This is a genomic window from Pseudodesulfovibrio karagichevae, assembly GCF_041414475.1.
Classification (GTDB): domain Bacteria; phylum Desulfobacterota; class Desulfovibrionia; order Desulfovibrionales; family Desulfovibrionaceae; genus Pseudodesulfovibrio; species Pseudodesulfovibrio karagichevae.
This window is the reverse complement of sequence record NZ_JBGLYH010000008.1, coordinates 68111-85996: the sequence shown is the minus strand read 5'-3', so window position 1 is coordinate 85996 and position 17886 is coordinate 68111. Positions and strand designations below refer to the sequence as shown.

The 17886-nt window shown below is 61.7% G+C and carries 16 protein-coding genes; 13 read left to right on the top strand and 3 right to left on the bottom strand.

The window, feature by feature from the left end:
- Positions 1 to 10: 10 nt before the first annotated feature.
- The 6 genes from AB6M95_RS04880 to AB6M95_RS04855 all read left to right on the top strand — a co-directional run bounded on the left by AB6M95_RS04880 (position 11) and on the right by AB6M95_RS04855 (position 5904).
- Entirely contained in the window at positions 11 to 334 is a 324-nt protein-coding gene (locus tag AB6M95_RS04880) for a P-II family nitrogen regulator (protein WP_371385615.1), read from the top strand.
- A 20-nt stretch (positions 335 to 354) separates the two neighbouring features.
- Positions 355 to 927 carry a DUF3156 family protein gene (locus AB6M95_RS04875; RefSeq protein WP_371385614.1) on the top strand — a complete coding sequence of 191 codons (573 nt, stop codon included), beginning with the start codon at positions 355 to 357 and terminating at the stop codon, positions 925 to 927.
- Positions 928 to 1029: 102 nt separating this feature from the next.
- The gene (locus AB6M95_RS04870; protein WP_371385613.1) at positions 1030 to 2892 is read left to right on the top strand and encodes an aspartate ammonia-lyase; all 1863 of its coding nucleotides are present in this window, start codon (positions 1030 to 1032) and stop codon (positions 2890 to 2892) included.
- A 78-nt stretch (positions 2893 to 2970) separates the two neighbouring features.
- Positions 2971 to 3276, top strand: a complete 306-nt coding sequence (locus tag AB6M95_RS04865; RefSeq protein ID WP_371385612.1) for a (2Fe-2S)-binding protein — start codon at positions 2971 to 2973, stop codon at positions 3274 to 3276.
- Positions 3269 to 4663 (top strand): FAD-dependent oxidoreductase, encoded by a 1395-nt coding sequence (locus AB6M95_RS04860; RefSeq protein WP_371385611.1) that lies wholly within the window; start codon positions 3269 to 3271, stop codon positions 4661 to 4663. Before AB6M95_RS04865 ends, AB6M95_RS04860 begins: the two co-directional genes overlap by 8 nt.
- Positions 4664 to 4776: 113 nt before the next feature.
- A complete protein-coding gene (locus tag AB6M95_RS04855) occupies positions 4777 to 5904 on the top strand; it encodes an NAD(P)/FAD-dependent oxidoreductase (RefSeq protein ID WP_371385610.1) in 1128 nt (375 codons plus the stop codon).
- A 122-nt stretch (positions 5905 to 6026) separates the two neighbouring features.
- Here AB6M95_RS04855 and AB6M95_RS04850 read toward each other — a convergent pair whose 3' ends face one another.
- Positions 6027 to 7031: an amidohydrolase family protein gene (locus tag AB6M95_RS04850; RefSeq protein WP_371385609.1), complete on the bottom strand. Its 1005-nt coding sequence runs from the start codon at positions 7029 to 7031 to the stop codon at positions 6027 to 6029.
- 681 nt (positions 7032 to 7712) lie between these two features.
- On the opposite strand from AB6M95_RS04850, the gene AB6M95_RS04845 reads away from it, so the two are divergent.
- Positions 7713 to 7934, top strand: coding sequence for a Nif11-like leader peptide family natural product precursor (locus AB6M95_RS04845; protein ID WP_338669722.1), 222 nt, complete (start codon positions 7713 to 7715; stop codon positions 7932 to 7934).
- Positions 7935 to 8107: 173 nt separating this feature from the next.
- Here AB6M95_RS04845 and AB6M95_RS04840 read toward each other — a convergent pair whose 3' ends face one another.
- Both AB6M95_RS04840 and AB6M95_RS04835 read right to left on the bottom strand, forming a co-directional pair.
- Positions 8108 to 9466: a sigma-54-dependent transcriptional regulator gene (locus AB6M95_RS04840; protein WP_371385608.1), complete on the bottom strand. Its 1359-nt coding sequence runs from the start codon at positions 9464 to 9466 to the stop codon at positions 8108 to 8110.
- An 11-nt stretch (positions 9467 to 9477) separates the two neighbouring features.
- On the bottom strand, positions 9478 to 11253 hold the full coding sequence (locus AB6M95_RS04835) for an ATP-binding protein (RefSeq protein ID WP_371385607.1): 1776 nt from the start codon (positions 11251 to 11253) through the stop codon (positions 9478 to 9480).
- A gap of 229 nt (positions 11254 to 11482) precedes the next feature.
- Here AB6M95_RS04835 and AB6M95_RS04830 point away from each other — a divergent pair, with 229 nt between their 5' ends.
- The 6 genes from AB6M95_RS04830 to AB6M95_RS04805 all read left to right on the top strand — a co-directional run bounded on the left by AB6M95_RS04830 (position 11483) and on the right by AB6M95_RS04805 (position 17793).
- Positions 11483 to 11917 carry a zinc resistance protein gene (locus AB6M95_RS04830; RefSeq protein ID WP_371385606.1) on the top strand — a complete coding sequence of 145 codons (435 nt, stop codon included), beginning with the start codon at positions 11483 to 11485 and terminating at the stop codon, positions 11915 to 11917.
- Positions 11918 to 11989: 72 nt separating this feature from the next.
- Positions 11990 to 12250: an SHOCT domain-containing protein gene (locus tag AB6M95_RS04825; RefSeq protein ID WP_371385605.1), complete on the top strand. Its 261-nt coding sequence runs from the start codon at positions 11990 to 11992 to the stop codon at positions 12248 to 12250.
- 304 nt (positions 12251 to 12554) lie between these two features.
- Positions 12555 to 13697, top strand: coding sequence for an iron-containing alcohol dehydrogenase (locus AB6M95_RS04820; RefSeq protein WP_371385604.1), 1143 nt, complete (start codon positions 12555 to 12557; stop codon positions 13695 to 13697).
- Positions 13691 to 14899 carry a two-component system sensor histidine kinase NtrB gene (locus AB6M95_RS04815; RefSeq protein WP_371385603.1) on the top strand — a complete coding sequence of 403 codons (1209 nt, stop codon included), beginning with the start codon at positions 13691 to 13693 and terminating at the stop codon, positions 14897 to 14899. The genes AB6M95_RS04820 and AB6M95_RS04815 overlap by 7 nt, the downstream gene beginning before the upstream one ends.
- On the top strand, positions 14892 to 16235 hold the full coding sequence (locus AB6M95_RS04810) for a sigma-54-dependent transcriptional regulator (RefSeq protein ID WP_371385602.1): 1344 nt from the start codon (positions 14892 to 14894) through the stop codon (positions 16233 to 16235). The genes AB6M95_RS04815 and AB6M95_RS04810 overlap by 8 nt, the downstream gene beginning before the upstream one ends.
- A gap of 376 nt (positions 16236 to 16611) precedes the next feature.
- Positions 16612 to 17793, top strand: a complete 1182-nt coding sequence (locus tag AB6M95_RS04805) for an iron-containing alcohol dehydrogenase (protein ID WP_371385601.1) — start codon at positions 16612 to 16614, stop codon at positions 17791 to 17793.
- Positions 17794 to 17886: the final 93 nt, after the last annotated feature.

The window sequence follows — 17886 nt, the reverse complement described above, 5'->3', positions numbered from 1 at the left end:
AGGAGACATCATGTACCTCATACAGTCCATCATCCGTCCCGAGAAAATCGGTGAAGTCACCGACGCGCTCGCCGAGATCGGCGTGTACGGCATGACGAAATTCCCGGTCATCGGCCGGGGAAAACAGAGCGGCCTGAAAGTCGGCAACACCATGTACAAGGAGCTGCCCAAGGAAATGATACAGACCTTTGTCGACGACGATCAGAAAGACGCGGCCGTGAGCACCATCATGAAGGCGGCGCGGACAGGGGATGGCAACCACGGCGACGGCAGGGTGTTCGTCCTTCCGGTCGTCGAGGCCTATACCATCCGTTCGGGCGACCAGAACATCTAGACTGCCAAGCGGAGGCCACCATGTTCCGATCAAGAAGAAAACGGGTCAACGCCGCCAACGAGGCTATCCTCCACACCTCGCGCCTTTTTGCCGGGCTGTGGGGCGATGCGGAGCTGACGGACAATGGCGATGTTCGTTTCACCAACCTTCCCAACACGTTGCAAGGCCTGATGGCGGTTCAGACCTGGCAGCGCCAGTTATTGGGCGGGACCATGTCCGTCAACCTTCGTTTGGAACGGGAAGTGGAGTCGAAACACCATTGCGTACTGCACTTCAGCAACGGGAAATTCCGTTGCAAGGGAAGGGGCGACAAGGCCCAACCGCTGCTGGACCGGTTGCACGCGGACACCGCTCTCATGGCGGAGCTTCGGCGGCTGGACCTGGGGGGCCTCACCATTTCGATCTCCGGCGGGAAGGCAACCGTCGCGCTCACCCCCTATGGCGGCGGGTTGGCCTTTCTCGCCCTGCCCCCCCTTCAGTACCACGTCGCCTATCCTCCGGATCAGGTCAGCATGACGGCCCGGGCCCTTGAACGTTTGGAGCGGATAATCAGCGGCCGAAGCGGCGGCGAAACCCTCTGCGTCGCCCACTAGCGGCCATGTGCGCGGATACGGTGTTCGGGCAGGCAGGATCATCGGCCAGGCGGCATTCTCGTCATCAACCATGGATTTCCAAGCGAACAGCTGTAAGCAACTATGAAGAATGAACAGTCCGTCATCCATCAGGCAGCCAGGTCAACAGGCATCAGCGAAAAGGACCTGAACCTCTTGCTCGCCGAGGGCGAGGAGCGAATATACCCGCAAAACGAATGGGTATTCCATGAATCCAGTCCGCGCCGATGGGCGGGGATCATTCTGGAGGGCGAGCTTGAGCTGATGCGCGGCCTCCACGGCGCTTGCCGGAAGGTCGGCACGATTGTGTCCGGATCCATGGTCAGCGAAGGTGCGTTTCTCGAGAGCAATTCGCATTCGAACGGCGCGTTCACGCGAACCGGGGTCAAAATCTGGCAAATCGGCGAGGAGAAAATCCAGGCGCTCAAGGAAAGCAATCCGGAGTTGTTCTACCGCACGGTGGCCCAGATTGCGGTTGGGATCAACCGCCGCATGCGCATGCTCGCCGACAGCGTCCACGACAAAATGAACAGTGAGAACCTGTTGATCAGCGGATTGCGTCAGGAAAAGGACTCTCTCGGGACAAGGGATATCTTCGACCACGTCTACTATGGCGTCCAGACCCAGCGGGCCATGGAGAACTTCGCCATTTCCGGGATTCACCTGAACAACTTCGACCACATGATCGACGCCCTGGCCATGGTCAAGAAAGCGGCATCCCTGACCAACCATGCGTTGGGCGTGCTCGACGACGCCAGGATGAACGCCATCTGCCAGGCCTGTGATGACATCCTGAACGGCCAATTGCATGAGCATTTCACCGTCGACATGTTCCAAGGGGGCGCAGGGACCTCGACCAACATGAACGCCAACGAGGTCATTGCGAACCGTGGTCTGGAGATCATGGGCTACAACAAGGGGGAGTATGACCACCTGCACCCCAATGATCATGTGAACTGCTCCCAATCGACAAACGACGTATATCCGACGGCTATCAAGCTGGCGGTGCTGCTTTCCAACTGCGACCTCATTCGTTCCCTGCGGATTCTGCGGAACGCGCTGGCGAGCAAGGGGGAGAGCTTCAAGGACGTACTCAAGATGGGACGCACGGAAAATCAGGATGCCGTTCCCATGACCCTTGGCCAGGAATTCAGCGCCTACGCCGTGATGATAGACAGTTCAATCGACGCCCTGGAGCAAACCGCCGAAGCGTTTCTCGACATCAACCTGGGAGCCACGGCCATCGGCACCGGCATCAACAGCCCTCCCGGATATGCCGACCTGGTGGCGAAAAAACTCGCGGCGATCAGCGGGTTTCCGGTCCGCAGGGCCAAGAACCTGGTCGAAGCGACGCAGAACGCGGGGATATTCGTGCGGATGTCGGCCAGCCTGAAGCTGGTGGCCGTGCAGATATCCAAGATATGCAATGATCTCCGTTCACTCTCTTCCGGACCGCGATGCGGCCTGAACGAAATCAACCTGCCGCCAATGCAGCCCGGCTCCTCGATCATGCCCGGCAAGGTCAATCCGGTACTCCCCGAAGTGATGAACCAGATATGCTACCAGGTCATGGGGTATGACACCGTGGTCTCCATGGCCGCCGAGTCCAGCGAGCTGGAACTCTGCATGGCCGAGCCCATTATCGCATACGACCTGCTGCACGGCATGATGATCCTGAAAAACGGCTGCATCTCCCTGGTGGAGCGCTGCATAAGCGGCATAGAAGCCAACAGGGACGTATGCAGGAGCTATGTCCAGAGCAGCATCGGCCTGGTGACCGCGTTGGTGCCGGTCATCGGTTATGAGCAGTCCGCGGCGATTGCCAAGGAAGCGCTCGGCACCGGTGCCAGCGTGTACGACATCGTCCTGGCCAAGGGGACGCTTACCAAAGAAGAGCTGGACGAGATCCTGCTTCCCGAAAACATGACCGATCCTCGGAGAATTTAACTGGCGGCGCAGTCAAGACATCCCTGCGCTTACCAGGACAATACATGCAAGGCCATCAGCTGCCACAAGGAGCTCCAGATGCTTAAAAGGTTACATGAAAACAAGCCCGGAGTGGATCGGGTGAACATTATTTTCGAAGGCGAACGATTGGAGGTTCCTGCGACGGAAACCGTCATTGCCGCGGTCATGGCGGCCGGGGCGGTCTTCAACCGGTCCTCGCCGATCAGCGGCGCGCATCGGGCGGCATACTGCCATATGGGCGTCTGCTACGAATGCCTCATGGAGATCAACGGCGTTCCCAATCAGCAAGCCTGCAAAATCCAGGTGCAGGAAGGCATGATCGTCAACCGGCAGCGCGGCGCAAAGGATGTGACCAATGAATAAGCTCTACGACCTGGTGATTGTCGGCGCCGGGCCCGGCGGACTCGCGGCTGCGGTCACTGCCGACCGCTTGGGCCTTTCGGCGCTGCTGGTGGACGAGCAGCCGGAACCCGGCGGGCAGATCTATCGTTCGATCGAGAGGAGCCTCCCGGAAAACGCGCATGTTCTCGGCGAGGACTACTTTGCCGGCAGCCGACTGGTGAAGGATTTTCGGGCATCCGGCGTCGCCTATCAGCCGAACACAACCGTCTGGAATATAGAGAACGGTTTCCATGTGGACATACTGTCCGCGAACACCTTGCGGCGAGTGCGCGGCCGCCGGATTGTGTTCAGCGTCGGGGCCGTGGAGCGGCCGGTGCCGATTCCCAACTGGACCCTTCCCGGGGTGATGGGCGCCGCGGCGGCGGACATCCTGTTCAAGTCCTCGGACATGACCCCGGAAGGTCCGGTCGTGCTCGCGGGCAGCGGCCCGTTGCTGCTGCTGGCCGCCTGTCACCTCGTGGACAACGGCGTCGCCGTCGCCGCAATGGTCGAGACGGCAGGCATGCGGGATTACCTGAAGGCGATCCCCTTCCTGCCCGGAGCGTTGCGCCGAAGCGACTACCTGCTCAAGGGCCTGCGGATGAGACTGAAGGTGAAACGGGCCAAGGTTCCCCTGTACACGGGCTGCCGCGACCTGGCCGTTATCGGCGACGGGCAGGCTGAAGGGTTGCGCTTCACCTGTCGCGGCAGGAAGCATGAAGTCGCCGCCGCAACGGTCCTGCTGCACGAAGGGGTGGTTCCGAACCTGCGCCTCACCCAACTGCTCAACTGTGAGCACGAATGGTACGCCCCACAGCGTTACTGGCGGCCGCGGCTCGACCGCTGGGGGCGCACGAGCGTTCCGGGAGTTTCGGTGGCCGGCGATTCCGGGGGCATTGACGGCGGCAAGGCGGCGGCCATCGCCGGGCATCTCGCCGCCATCAACACCGCCTGCGATCTGGAGGTGATCACCGACACGGAGCGCGATCGCCTGGCGCAACGGCACCTCAAGGACATGCAGCGGGAGAGGCTGATTCGCCCCTTTCTCGACCATGTCTTTCCGCCAAGCCGACAGGCACTGGTTCCCCCGGACGATTCGACTCTCGTCTGCCGCTGCGAGGAGTTGACCGCGGGACGGATACGCGAATCGGTGGCCCAGGGAGCGCGTCACCCCGCTCAGATCAAGGGACAGACGCGGGCCGGAATGGGCCCCTGCCAGGGACGGATGTGCGCATCGACGATTGCCGAGATCATCGCGGATAGTGGTTCACTGGATATCGCGACCATAGGCTTGCCCCGGGTCAGAACTCCGCTGCAGCCGTTGAGCATTGAACAGCTCGCCAATCTGGAATTTGAAGAAGCGAGCTGACGCCCGCCGCTCCAACCACTCGCAATCGGAAGAGAAGCCACTACAAAATCAGAGAATACTGCTGTGCGGTGCTCCGGCTTGGGGCATCTGCCTATTGCAGACATCGAGGGAACATGAAGACAAACGCGGATGTAATCATCATAGGTGGTGGGATCATAGGTTGTTCGACCGCATACTATTTGGCGAAAAAAGGCAGAACGGTCATTGTCCTCGAAAAAGGCAAGGGGATCGGATATGGCGGATCAGGCCGCAATGGCGGCGGGGTGCGCCAGTCCGGCAGGGACAAAAGAGAGTTGCCCCTGGCCATGTACGGAGTGCAGCACCTTTGGCCCCATCTGTCCGAAGAGCTGGGGACGGATGTCGAGTACTACCAGCAGGGAAACCTCCGGCTGGGCAAAACCGATGAGCACCTCAAAATTCTACGCGGCCTTACCGACGTCGCGCAGTCCTTGGGCCTCAACGTGAGGATGGTGACCGGGGAAGAAGTCAGAGAAATCTGCCCGTATCTTTCCGATGAAGTGATAGGGGCCAGTTGGTGCCAGAGCGACGGGCACGCGAACCCCCTGCTGACGACTTCAGCATTTTATACCAGAGCACGCCAGCTTGGAGTGACCTTTCTTTTTGAACAAAGCGTGCTTTCCATAAAAACGGTTGCGGGCCGGGCGAAAAAGGTCATGACCACTAGCGGGGAGTATGAGGCGGACAGGATACTCCTGGCCGCAGGCTACGAAAGCCGCGCCATCGCCAACACCGTGGGCGTGGACGTGCCCATGAAGAGGATTGCGCTGGACACCCTGGTCACCGACGCGCAGCCCCCCATGTTCTATCAGATGCTCGGAACCGCCATGGCCGACTTCTACGGTCATCAGACGACCCATGGGTCCTTTGTTTTTGGCGGAGGCTCCCCCCTGGATGCCGACCGGATCAAGGTGCTCGCGAGCCATCCCCCCGCCACGGCCACCGCAGAGACATGCAAGGGGATTTTAGGCTACATCCCCGCCTTGAAGCATGCAAAGGTGGTCAGGACCTGGGTCGGTTTGATTGATCTGTGCGAGGATAAAGTCCCGGTTCTCGACCATGTCGAAGAGGTACCCGGGTTGATTCTGGCCTGCGGCTTCTCCGGCCATGGGTTCGGGATCGCTCCCTCCGTAGGCACTGTCTTGTCCGAAATGGCCTGCGATGAAACGCCCTCCATCGATATCAGCGAACTGAACTACAGGCGTTTCGCCGACAGGGGATAGACCGGCTTGCGGCTGTTTCGGGCATGGTTCGGGGGCTCATTCCGGCGATTGCAGAGTTCCCTCCAATCCCAAGGCGACATCTTCAGCCAAGGCAGGCAGGGCCTCGACGGAAGACGGCGGAGTTATTTGCCGCAGTTTTTTGTCAGGCGATCCCAGTTGCCGTGGGCGAAGGCAGCCAGATCATCCCCCTCCAACCCGCACTCATGCAAAAAGCGGCGGGCATCATGACCAGGGCGATACTGATACGGGAAATCTGTCGAAAACAGCAACCGATCTTTACCCACAATGCTGGCGGCGCGCGCCAGATAATTGGCTGAAAACATGCCGCTGGCGGTCACGTACAGGTTACTTTTCAGATAATCCGTTACAGGTTTATTCAGTTTCGCAGTACGTCCCAATGCGGCCAACCGTTCGGAAAAGAACAACACCATTTCTCCCCAGTGTCCCAGAATGAGCTGCAATTCCGGCAGACGGTCAAAGAGCCCCGACACGAGAAGCCGAACAAATTGCACGCCGGCATCGTAGTGCCAGCCGAGACCATACGTTGCCAAGGCAATCTCCAAATCAGGATCCACCCCGCTGTAGTAGGCCTCCCGGACAGCCATTGGCGGTGTACGGGGGTGCAGACCAATCGGGACATGCAGCGCACTGGCGCTTTCAAATATCGGTGCGAAGTCGGGATGATCCAGGTTCCGATCCCCGACGCGCCCCCCCAGCATCGTCCCTTTGAAACCAAGCGTCTTGACGCAACGTTCCAGTTCCAGGGCGGCCGCCTCCGGATCAACCACCGGTAATGTGGCAAAACCCTGGAATCGGCCCGGATGACGGGCAATGGTTTCGGCGATGGCATCATTGCAACGCTTGGCTATATTGATACTTTCCGGCCCCAGTTCATGCAAAGCCGGAGTGGTCAGCGAGAGCACCTGCACATCGACTCCGGCTTCGTCCATCAATTCGACACGCCCTTGGGACACATCCAGCAAACGTTGCCCGATGACGCCGGCATTATGCGCCAGGCTGGGATCGGTGGCGGATAGATTCGCCCTATCCCAGGCTTGGATCACTTCCTCCGTGAGAAAATGTTCTTCAATGGCGATCAAGGGAATATGTCCATTGCTCTTTATCATGGCACTACCTTCCAACAGGTGATGAATATTTGCTTTCTTGGGCCGACCCGACTTCCGTCCGATCTTCCGACTCCAACACGTTTATACCCTGCACAATCCTATTCCGATCACTCCGTATAGGCATTCGGGGCTGGGGTGAGAACGTCGGCGAACGGAGAAAGTTTGCCGTTTCATGTGGGGAAGCTCTGTCTCAAGCGCTTTTTCCCGTTTTTAAAAGGTTACCCCAACGCAGATCGGAAGTCAGCAAGTCGCCACTCTGACAGTTTGGGATCTCCTGTATTCCGGCCCCCACGGAATCAAACGCGTGTGAGATAGCTTAGGCGCTATTTCATGCCTTGGGCGGGCGGAGCGTGGATCGACGGGAAAATGTGCAAATTGCTTTTCCTCAATATTATTGCCGGGGGCGCGGAATTCCTCGCCATGCGGCCGCCGAACGGGCGAATTCCGCCTCCGATGGGTCGTTTTTTCCTTCTTGCTTCCGCCACCCGGCCCTCCTGAGGCCTTCACTCCGGAAAAAAGCCCGAAACGCGGCTCGTGGCGGGCGCTTGACGGTGCTCTCGACCCCACGCTAAGGCTCATGAATCGACGAGTCGGCCCCATGCTTGTCCATTTCCATGCGCGCCGGTTCTTGTGATCCGAATAGTGCCATACCCCATTTTGTTGCCAACAAGGAGCATTGCCATGTCCAAGAAAGAAGTGGAGCGCCTGCTGATCGCGGGCGGCGAGAACAAGACCGTAAAGGCCAAGTACAACACCATCGCGACCAAGGAGGCCTTTGTGGCCGCCGCCCTCGAGGATGGATACGATTTCACGGTCGAGGAGCTGGACGAGGTGCTGAAGGAGTCCGGCGACGACTTCACCCGGACCGGCAATCCGCCCGCCCGCATGATCTGGTGGACCTAGAAGAATGTTTCGAGCGTTGCGGGCCCTCATGCAACCGTGAGGGCCCGCAACGCGCCTTCCCCCCGTCCCCGGCTCCACGAAAAAAGCGCTTATGAAAGATCATAAACGCTTTTCCCGTTTTCCGTGCCGACGGCCGTCCCACTCCGGAAAGGAACGGCGGGCCCTCGGCCGGGTCACATGCCGTACTTCTTCAGCTTGTTGTTCAGCGTCGTCCTCGTGATGTCGAGGATCTTGGCCGCTTCGCTCTTGTTCCAGTTCGTCTGTTCGAGGGTCGCCAGGATGGCCGCCTTCTGGACGTCCTCCAGGGGCTGGCCGCCGAGCTGCCCGTTGCCGGTTCCGGCCGGGACGGTCTCCTCGTATTCCTTGACCAGGGAGGCGGGGAGCTCCCTCTCCGTGACGTACTCGCCCATGGAGAGGATGACGGCCCGCTCGATGGTATTTTCCAGCTCCCGGACATTCCCGGGCCAGGGGTAGCGGATGAGCATGTCCATGGACAGCGGCGTGAACCCCTTGACGGTCTTGCGGTTCTTCTCGGCGAACCGCTCCAGGAAGAAATTGGCCAGCAGGGGGACGTCGTCCCGGCGCTCCCTCAGGGAGGGCAGCCGCAGGACCATGACGTGCAGCCGGTAGTAGAGGTCTTCGCGGAAGCGGCCCGCCGCCACCTCAGCCTTGAGGTCCTTGTTGGTGGCGGCCAGGATGCGCACGTCCACGGTCTGCACCGTATCGCTGCCGACCCGCTGGATCTCGCGCTCCTGCACGGCCCGGAGCAGCTTGGCCTGCATGGGCATGGATATCTCCCCGATCTCGTCGAGGAAGATCGTCCCCTTGTCGGCCTGCATGAACCGGCCGTCGCGCCGCTTGTCCGCGCCGGTGAACGCCCCTTTCTCGTGGCCGAACAACTCCGACTCCAGCAGTGTTTCCGAGAGGGCCGCGCAGTTGATGGTCACGAGCTGCTTCGTCTTCCGGGCGCTGTTGGCGTGGATGGCCCGGGCGATGAGCTCCTTGCCGGTGCCGGATTCCCCGGTGATCAGGACCGTGGCCTCGGTGGGGGCCACGACCTTGACCATCTCGATGGCCTCCCGCATGGCCGGGCTGGTGCCGATGATGCCCGCCAGGGACTGCCCGGAGGAGACCGTCTCCTTCAGGTGGCGGTTCTCTTCGGACAGGCGCTTGTGTTCCAGGGCCCGCTCCAGGGTGATCTTGAGCTCGTCGAAATTGAGCGGCTTGGTCAGGTAGTCGTAGGCCCCCAGCTTCATGGCCTCGACGGCCACGTCCACGGACGAATACGCCGTCATGATCAACACCGGGATGGCGGGATTGAACGCCTTGATCTCCTCCAGGGCCTCTATGCCGCTGACCCGGGCCATGCGGACGTCCATGAGCACGGCGTCGTAGGGGTGCTCATGGACGGAAGCCACCGCCTCGCCCCCGTCCATGGCCGCAGCGGTCTCGTATCCCCATCCGCCGAGGATGGTCTCCAGCATGGACAGGTGTCCCTTGTCGTCGTCGACGATGAGTATCTTGGTCTTCATGGGCTCAGCTCTCATGCGGGTTGCGGTATGGTGATGGTGAACGTCGTGCCCTGGCCGACGGCGCTGGCGACCTCGACGGTCCCGCCGTGCCCCTCGACGATCTTGCGGACAACGGCCAGGCCGAGGCCGGTCCCCTGGCTCTTGGTCGTGAAATACGGATCAAAGACCGTGGCCAGGTTCTCTTCGGCTATGCCCTGGCCCGTATCCTCGACCTCGATGACCAGGTCCGGGCCGGAGCGCCGCGCACACAGGGTCAACCCGCCCCCGGCCTCCATGGCCTGGATGCCGTTGATCCCGATGTTGAGCAGGGCCTGGACCATGCGGTCGGGGTCCAGCTCCACGGGGGGCAGGCCCGGCTCGATGTCGATGGCGAGGGCGATGTCCTGGTCCGCCGCGTCCTGGCGCAGCAGCCGGGACACGGTGTCCAGGACCAGAGCCATGTCGGCCTGCCGCGACTTGATTTCCGAGGGCCGGGAAAAGTCCAGCAACTCGGAGATGACCCGGTTCAGGCGCTCGGTCTCGGCGATCATCACGGTGGCCGCCTTGCGGTTCTCGCTGCCTTCCTCGAACAGCCCGGCAAAGTAGGTCGCATACCCCTTGATGCTGCTGAGCGGATTGCGGACCTCGTGGGCGATGCCCGCCGCCAGATTGCCGATGGCCGCCATCTTCTCCCGCTGCTTCATGTCGGCCTGGAGCCGGTGGATCTCCGTCAGGTCGCTCAGGATGAAGATGGTGCCGAGGGAAAGGCCGTCGTCGGACACGACCGGGGCCACGCCGACGTTGGCCGGGAATTCCCTGCCCCGGACGGTGACCTGCAGTTCCCTGGTCACGGGGTGACCGGTCTCGGCGGACACCGAGGCCAGTTCGACGAGGGCCGGAGGAAGCAGCCCGTCCACCGGCCGGTTCAGGGCCTCGCCCGCCCTCACGCCGAGCAGGGCGGCGGCGTCCGCGTTGATGTGGGTGACCACGGCGTCGGGACCGGCCACCACCAAGCCCACGGGCAGATGGGCGACGATTTCCGAGGCCACGATCTGCGAGTCCTTCAGCTGCCTGCGCGACTTGTGGTACGCCTGCACCCAGAAGAGCGAGATCATGCAGCCGAGCCCCACGAGCAGCAGCACGGCCGAGGTCGTGATCATCACCCGGATGTCGGCCCGGCGGGCCTCGGCGAACGGCGCGATGTCCAGGCCGATGAAGATCAGCGGCCTTTCCAGGACCCGCCCGGAACCGGCGCCTCCGTTCATCCTCCAGCGGTGATTCCCGGAGTGGCCCTGCGAGGGAGCTCCCATCATGTGTTCCATCATCTCGCGCATCCTGCCGTGACCGCCGTTGGCCAGCGCGACGAACTCCTTGTAGACCACGAAGGAACCGTCCCCGTCGCCATTCATGATCGTCCAGCGAGCGTCCTTGTCCGGGGCCAGGGCCTTGATCCGGTCCGGGCCGAGAAAGACGTCGCCGATCTTCGCGGCGTCGCTGTGGGCGATGATCCGCCCGCCGCGGTCCGTCAGGAGAATGAAGCGGATGTCCGGCAACTCGGCGGTCGCGTCGATCAGGGCCTGGAGCCTGTCCTGGGCGCCGTAGGAGCTCATCATGCCCGCCCGCGCCCCGGCCTCGAAGGAGCGGATGAGCGCCTCGCCCTTCTCGCTGAGGACCTTCTCCATGTAACGCACTTCACGGTTGTAGTTGAACACGGCCAGGACCACGACCACCAGGGTCATGATCACGGCCATGCCCAGAACCATCCAGACGGATGCCGAGCTTCCCAAGAGCCTTTTGTTCAACGTCATGCCTGTTCCCGCCCGACGAGGTTGATCATTTTTTAGACTGTCGACTGTCCAACTGGTTAAAAATTAACCATACGGCGGAGTGTTGGCAAGGGATAAATCGGGGCCAAATCAGTGAGGATGTTTCAAATATACAATAATATCATGATGTTATTTTTATTATTAGATTCTGGCACGCCGCTTGCCTTAGGGAGAGTACCAACACGAAAAAAACCATTAGGAGGTTTTTACCATGAAGAAGACTTTTTTGACTCTCGCACTGGTCGCGGCCGTCGCCCTGGTTTCCGCCAACGCCATGGCCTGGGGCATGCACGGATGGAACGGAAACGGTTATGGTTACGGCATGCAGGCCAACAACCAGGTTGACTCCAAGGCCTACCAGGACTTCCTGAACTCCACCGCCGACCTGCGCGCCTCGATCAGCGCGGACAGGGCCGAAGTGGCGGCGCTCATGGCCGGCCAGAACCCGGACGCCAAGCAGGTGCGCGCCCTGACCGAGCGCATCAACAAGAACATCACCGCGCTCAATGAAAAGGCCGCTGCTGCGGGCCTGCCCGGACAGGGCTACATGGGACGGGGCTACATGGGACGCGGCATGATGCGCGGCGGCCACGGCATGATGGGCTTCAACGGCAACGGCCCCGGCTTCAACTGCCCCGCCTGGTAGACGCGAAGAAGGCATGAATTTGGCGGGAGGGACGCGCTCCCTCCCGCCGAAACCACTCATCCGGGAGAAATCATGTTCAATTGCAACTGGGGATTCATGCACGGCTTCGGCGGAGGTTGGGGAATGGGCGGCTTCGGCTTCGGTTCCCTCTTCAACCTGCTCCTCATCGGCGTCCTCGTGTACCTCGCCTACCGGTTCCTTCAAAGGTCGCCACGCTGCGACGCGCGGCGCGACAGAAGGGACTCCATGGAGATCCTCGAACGCCGGTACGCCAACGGCGACATCAGCACCGAGGAATTCCACAGGATGCGGGCGATCCTGAAGGAGGAATAGGCGGCCCTCCCGCCTTCTCCCCGGCGCGGCTTTACCCTTTCGGGCAAGGCCCGCTCTTGTTTCAAGCCCCGGACCGGACCCGCCCGACGCCCCTTCCCGCGCGGCGGGCCCTCTTCGCGCCGATCGTCCCCCCGAGCCCCGCGCACGGCTCCGGGGCGTTTCCCGTTTCCGGGCGACGCCGAGGCCCGGAAACGGCGCGCCAGAAAAGCCGCCCGGTGCCAAAAGGAGAACCTCGGCAAAGGGCTTGCCTAAGTTCAGGGAATCTGGGTACGCTGAGGCACACCTAATTACGCGCGGAGAGGTCATGCTCATCACCAAATTCGCCATTCCGGAAGTTATCTTCGGCAACGGCAGCATAAAATACCTTGCGCCTTGCGCCCGCCGACTCGGGGCCAAGCGCGTCCTGCTGGTCAGCGACCCCGGGGTCGAAAAGGCGGGCTGGGTCGAGGTCGTCATGGACCTGCTCCGCAAGGACGCCATCGAATGCGTCTACTTCAACGAGGTCAGCTCCAACCCCCGCGACGTGCAGGTGCACAAGGGCGCCGAGCTGTACATGGAGAACGGGGCCGACGTCATCGTCGGCATCGGCGGGGGCAGCCCCATCGACGCGGCCAAGGGAATCTCCACCATCGTGGGCAACGGCGGCAAGATCAGGGACTACGAGGGCGCCAACAAGATCATGCGCCCCCTCCCCCCGATGATCTTCATCCCCTCCACAGCGGGCAGCGGCTCGGACGTCTCCCAGTTCTGCATCATCACCGACATCGAACGGCAGGTGAAGATGTCCATCATCAGCCGCTCGCTGGTGCCCAACCTGTCCATCATCGACCCCATGCTCCTGGCGACCAAGAGCCGGGAACTGATCGCCGCCTCGGCCGTGGACGCCCTGGCCCACGCCGTGGAATCCTACGTCTCCAGGATGGCGTCGCCCTTCTCCGAGCCGCAGTCCATGCAGGCCATCCAGCTGTTCATGGAGAACATCCGGGAGGCCGTGGACTCGAAGTCCCCGGAGGCCCTCAAGAACCTGAGCATCGCCAGCACGGCGGCGGGCATGGCCTTCAGCAACGCGGGCCTGGGCATCGCCCACTCCCTGGCCCACTCCATCGGCGGACGGTTCGACGTGCTGCACGGCATGGTCCACCCCGTGCTGCTGCCTTCGGTCATGCGCTTCAACCTCACGTCCAGACCGAAAAAGCTGGCCCAGGTGGGCTTCCAGATAACCGGAATACAATGCAAGTCGGAGGAGAAGCAGGCCATGAAGGGCATCGAGTACCTCGAACGGCTCTTCCTGGAACTGGGGGCGACGTGCCGTCTGAACGACATCCTGCCCGACGACAGTGAACTCGAACTGCTCTGCCACAAGGCCCTGCCCGACGCCTGTACCCTGACCAACCCCCGCGAGGCGACCTGCGAGGACCTGATGAGCATATGCGAGGCTGCATGGTGAGTACTGCAAAAACGACACTCGAAGACCTCATGGGCATTGAGCACAGCAAGCTCAACTTCTTTCAGGAACTGCGCCAGAGCATCGAAAAGCTGACGGCCAGCCACCGCGAATCCGAGGACCAGCGCCTCGAGATCGCGGCCATCCTCGAAGGCATCACCGACGTCATGATGGTCCTGTCCGAGAACCTCGAGATCATCTCGGTGAACCACGTCTTCCTGGAGCTTTTCCCGGGCATCAACCCCATCGGCCGGTACTGCTACGAGGTGTTCCGGAACACCGACTACCCGTGCCACGAATGCCCGGCCTTCCGGTCGCTGAGCACCGACGCGGTCTGCCGGGAAACCGCCATCTTCCGCATCGGCGGGCGCAACCGGCAGTTCCAGATGGTCGCTGCCCCCCTCAAGAACCCCCACCTGCCCCAGCATCGCGTGCTCATCTTCAAGCGGGACGTGACCCTGGAAAAGGAATACCAGGCCAAGTTCTACCAGGCCGAAAAGATGGCCACCACCGGCATGCTCGCCGCGGGCGTGGCCCACGAGGTCAACAATCCGCTGACCGCCGTGGCGGGCTTCGCGGAAGGCATCAAGCGCCGCCTTCCCCGGCTGGAAGATGTCGTGGACGACGACCTCTACGAGGATTTCAAGGAATACACGGACACGATCCTCAAGGAGTGCTCGCGCTGCCAGAAGATCGTCCAGACCCTCCTGACCTTCAGCAGGCCCATGGTGGCCGATTTCACCCAGGTCAGCGTCAACCGCGTGGTCAAGGACACCATCCGCATCCTCCAGCACCACTTCAAGAGCCACCCGAGGCTCAAGGTGTCCATGTCCCTGGCGGAAGTCCTGCCCATGATCTACGGCGACGAGGCCCAGCTGAAGCAGGTCGCCCTGAACCTCCTGACCAACGCGGTGGACGCCATCGGGGAGGAGGGGGAACTGTGCATATCCACGACCCTCTACGAGGGCGGCGTGCGCATGTCGGTCAGCGACACCGGCTGCGGCATCCCGGAAAAGGACCGGGACAAGCTTTTCGAGCCGTTCTTCACCACCAAACCCGTGGGCAAGGGCATCGGCATCGGGCTGGCCACCTGCTACCACATCGTCCAGGACCACGGCGGCGAAATCACCTTCAACAGCGAGCTGGGCACCGGGACGTGCTTCTCGGTCACCCTGCCCATCGGTAAACGAGGCCGACATGGCTAACGCCTACAAGGTCCTGGTCATAGACGACGAGGAATCGATACTCAGACTGCTCCAGCACGAACTGAGCACCGAGGAGCGCATCGTGGACACGGCGCCCTCGGCCGCCATCGGGCTGGAGAAATTTTCCAAGGGCCACTACGACGTCGTGGTCTCGGACATCCGCCTGCCGGACGGCGACGGCCTGGACATGCTCGTGCAGTTCAAGACCGCCTATCCCGACATCGAGGTGGTTCTGATCACCGGACACGGCAACATCGACAACGCGGTCGAGGCCATGCGCATCGGGGCCTACGACTACCTGACCAAGCCCTTCCATCTCGACCGGGTGGAGCTGGTCATCGAACGGGCCTACCAGCGGGTCTGCCTCCAGCGCGAGAACCGCAGCTTCCGGCACTCCAACCAGACCGTGGCCGCCTCCTCCAAGCTGGTGGGCAACTCCGCGCCCATCAAACAGATAAAATATCTCATAGGCCGGGTCGCCCCCACGGACGTGGCCGTGCTGATCACCGGCGAGAGCGGCGTGGGCAAGGACGTGGTGGCCCACACCATACAGGAGCAGAGCGAGCGCAACGAGCGGCCGTTCATCGTCAAGAACTGCGCCACCCTGCAAAAGGAGCTCATGCGCAGCGAGCTGTTCGGGCACACGCGCGGCTCCTTCACCGGGGCCACGGACAACCGCGACGGGCTGATGACCTACGCCGACACCGGCACCCTCTTCCTGGACGAGATCGGCGAGCTGCCGCTCGAGGTCCAGGGCGGGCTGCTCCGGGTGCTGGAGGCCAAGATGTACCGCCGCATGGGCGAAAAGAACGAGCGCCACGTGGACATCCGCTTCCTGTTCGCCACCAGCCGGAACCTGGCCGAGGAGGTCGAGGCGGGGCGGTTCAACGAGGCCCTGTATCACCGCATCAACGTCTTCAACATTTCGGTCCCCCCGCTGTGCGAGCGCAAGGAGGACATCCCGCTGCTGGTGGAGCACTTCCTCGGCCGCATGAGCATCGCCATGCGGCGGGAGCGGCTGACCATCACCGACAAGGCCGTGCAGTGCCTGACCAACTACGACTGGCCCGGCAACATCCGCGAGCTGCGCAACGTGCTCGAGCGGAGCATCATCCTGGCGGAGGGGGGCGTGATCACCAACCAGGCCCTGCCGCGGGAGCTGGTCGAGCATGCGGCGGACCAGGGCGGCACCGTCTTTTCCCTGGAGGAGCTGGAGCGCGAGCACATCCAGCGCGCCCTCCAGTTCTACGACGGCAACCGGCTCCAGGCGGCCAAGGCCCTGGGCATAGGCCGAAAGACCCTGTATCGGAAGATCGAGAAGTTCGGACTGGGCTAGCCCCCTCCATCTCGGATCATACTATATTATACTATGCCGCCCCCATGGAAACCCGTTACGATAACGGGTTTTTTATATCGACACATGCCATGATATTGTGACCCATTTACCCCTTTTCCATGTATCAGAACGACACACATTATAACGTCTCAAGATAACAGGGTTTAGCGGGCGATCGCGCACTCGCGGGGTCACGCTGACCCAAACGTGAAGGGCGAAGGGTCACAAAGGCCCACTCGGCGAAATCCACACAACACATTATAATGCTTATCATAATACAATTGGTCCGATCCTTGCTCAAGGGGAGACTGTCACGACGATGTGGCAGGCACTTGTCCCCGAGTTCAGTCACCCTCAACCACAAGGACGGAACATTATGGCAGTCACCGAACAAGTTAACGGCTTTTTCATTCCCAGCGTGACCCTTATCGGCATCGGCGCCCACAAGGAGATCCCGGCCAAGATCAAAGCCCTGGGCAGCAAAAAACCTCTGCTCGTTACTGACAAAGGCATCACCGCCTGCGGCATCACCCAGCAGATCGTCGACCTGCTCAAGAGCCACAAGATGAACTGCGTGGTCTACGATGAGACCATCCCCAACCCCACCGACAAGAACGTCCACGACGGCGTGAAGGTCTACAAGGACAACAAGTGTGACTCCCTGATCACCCTGGGCGGCGGCTCCTCCCACGACTGCGGCAAGGGCATCGGCCTGGTCGTGGCCAACGGCGGCAAGATCCACGACTACGAAGGCGTGGACAAGTCCACCAACCCCATGCCCCCGTACATCGCCGTGAACACCACCGCCGGCACCGCTTCCGAGATGACCCGCTTCTGCATCATCACCGACACCTCCCGCAAGGTGAAGATGGCCATCGTCGACTGGCGCGTCACCCCGGGCATCGCCCTGGACGACCCGCTGCTGATGATGGGCATGCCCCCGGCGCTGACCGCCGCCACCGGCATGGACGCCCTGACCCACGCCGTCGAAGCCTATGTTTCCACCATCGCCACCCCGATGACCGACGCCTGCGCCGAGAAGGCCATCCGCCTCGTCTTCAAGTTCCTGCGCCGCGCGGTTGCCAACGGACAGGATATTGAAGCCCGCGAAGGCATGTGCTACGCCCAGTACCTGGCTGGCATGGCCTTCAACAATGCCAGCCTCGGCCACGTCCACGCCATGGCCCACCAGCTGGGCGGCTTCTACGATCTGCCGCACGGCGAGTGCAACGCGATCCTGCTGCCCCACGTGGAGAAGTTCAACCTCATCGCCCGCGTCGAGCGGTTCGCCGAAATGGCCGAGATGATGGACCAGAACATCGAAGGCATGAGCAAGCGCAACGCCGCGGAACTGTGCCTGGAAGCCATCAAGCAGCTGTCCACCGACGTCGGCATCCCCGCCGGCCTGGTCGAGCTGGGCAAGCGTTACGGCAAGGACGTCAAGGTCGAAGACATCAAGACCATGACCGAAAACGCCCAGAAGGACGCGTGCGGCCTGACCAACCCCCGCTGCCCCAAGGACATGGATGTCATGGCCATTTACGAAGCAGCTATGTAGGTCCTCCCTTCCGATGGGGGTGGGGCTCCGACCCTGCCCCTGTTCGGAAGACATTTCGACAAACGGGCGGCATCAGTGCCGCCCGTTTGCAAA

Excerpts from the sequence above, each read along its gene's own strand:
- AB6M95_RS04820 (WP_371385604.1), top strand. The coding sequence starts at position 12,555 with ATGCTCATCACCAAATTCGCCATTCCGGAAGTTATCTTCGGCAACGGC.
- AB6M95_RS04805 (WP_371385601.1), top strand. The coding sequence starts at position 16,612 with ATGGCAGTCACCGAACAAGTTAACGGCTTTTTCATTCCCAGCGTGACC.
- AB6M95_RS04860 (WP_371385611.1), top strand. The coding sequence starts at position 3,269 with ATGAATAAGCTCTACGACCTGGTGATTGTCGGCGCCGGGCCCGGCGGA.
- AB6M95_RS04815 (WP_371385603.1), top strand. The coding sequence starts at position 13,691 with ATGGTGAGTACTGCAAAAACGACACTCGAAGACCTCATGGGCATTGAG.
- AB6M95_RS04880 (WP_371385615.1), top strand. The coding sequence starts at position 11 with ATGTACCTCATACAGTCCATCATCCGTCCCGAGAAAATCGGTGAAGTC.
- AB6M95_RS04810 (WP_371385602.1), top strand. The coding sequence starts at position 14,892 with ATGGCTAACGCCTACAAGGTCCTGGTCATAGACGACGAGGAATCGATA.
- AB6M95_RS04875 (WP_371385614.1), top strand. The coding sequence starts at position 355 with ATGTTCCGATCAAGAAGAAAACGGGTCAACGCCGCCAACGAGGCTATC.
- AB6M95_RS04865 (WP_371385612.1), top strand. The coding sequence starts at position 2,971 with ATGCTTAAAAGGTTACATGAAAACAAGCCCGGAGTGGATCGGGTGAAC.
- AB6M95_RS04845 (WP_338669722.1), top strand. The coding sequence starts at position 7,713 with ATGTCCAAGAAAGAAGTGGAGCGCCTGCTGATCGCGGGCGGCGAGAAC.
- AB6M95_RS04830 (WP_371385606.1), top strand. The coding sequence starts at position 11,483 with ATGAAGAAGACTTTTTTGACTCTCGCACTGGTCGCGGCCGTCGCCCTG.
- AB6M95_RS04855 (WP_371385610.1), top strand. The coding sequence starts at position 4,777 with ATGAAGACAAACGCGGATGTAATCATCATAGGTGGTGGGATCATAGGT.
- AB6M95_RS04840 (WP_371385608.1), bottom strand. The coding sequence starts at position 9,466 with ATGAAGACCAAGATACTCATCGTCGACGACGACAAGGGACACCTGTCC.
- AB6M95_RS04835 (WP_371385607.1), bottom strand. The coding sequence starts at position 11,253 with ATGACGTTGAACAAAAGGCTCTTGGGAAGCTCGGCATCCGTCTGGATG.
- AB6M95_RS04870 (WP_371385613.1), top strand. The coding sequence starts at position 1,030 with ATGAAGAATGAACAGTCCGTCATCCATCAGGCAGCCAGGTCAACAGGC.
- AB6M95_RS04825 (WP_371385605.1), top strand. The coding sequence starts at position 11,990 with ATGTTCAATTGCAACTGGGGATTCATGCACGGCTTCGGCGGAGGTTGG.
- AB6M95_RS04850 (WP_371385609.1), bottom strand. The coding sequence starts at position 7,031 with ATGATAAAGAGCAATGGACATATTCCCTTGATCGCCATTGAAGAACAT.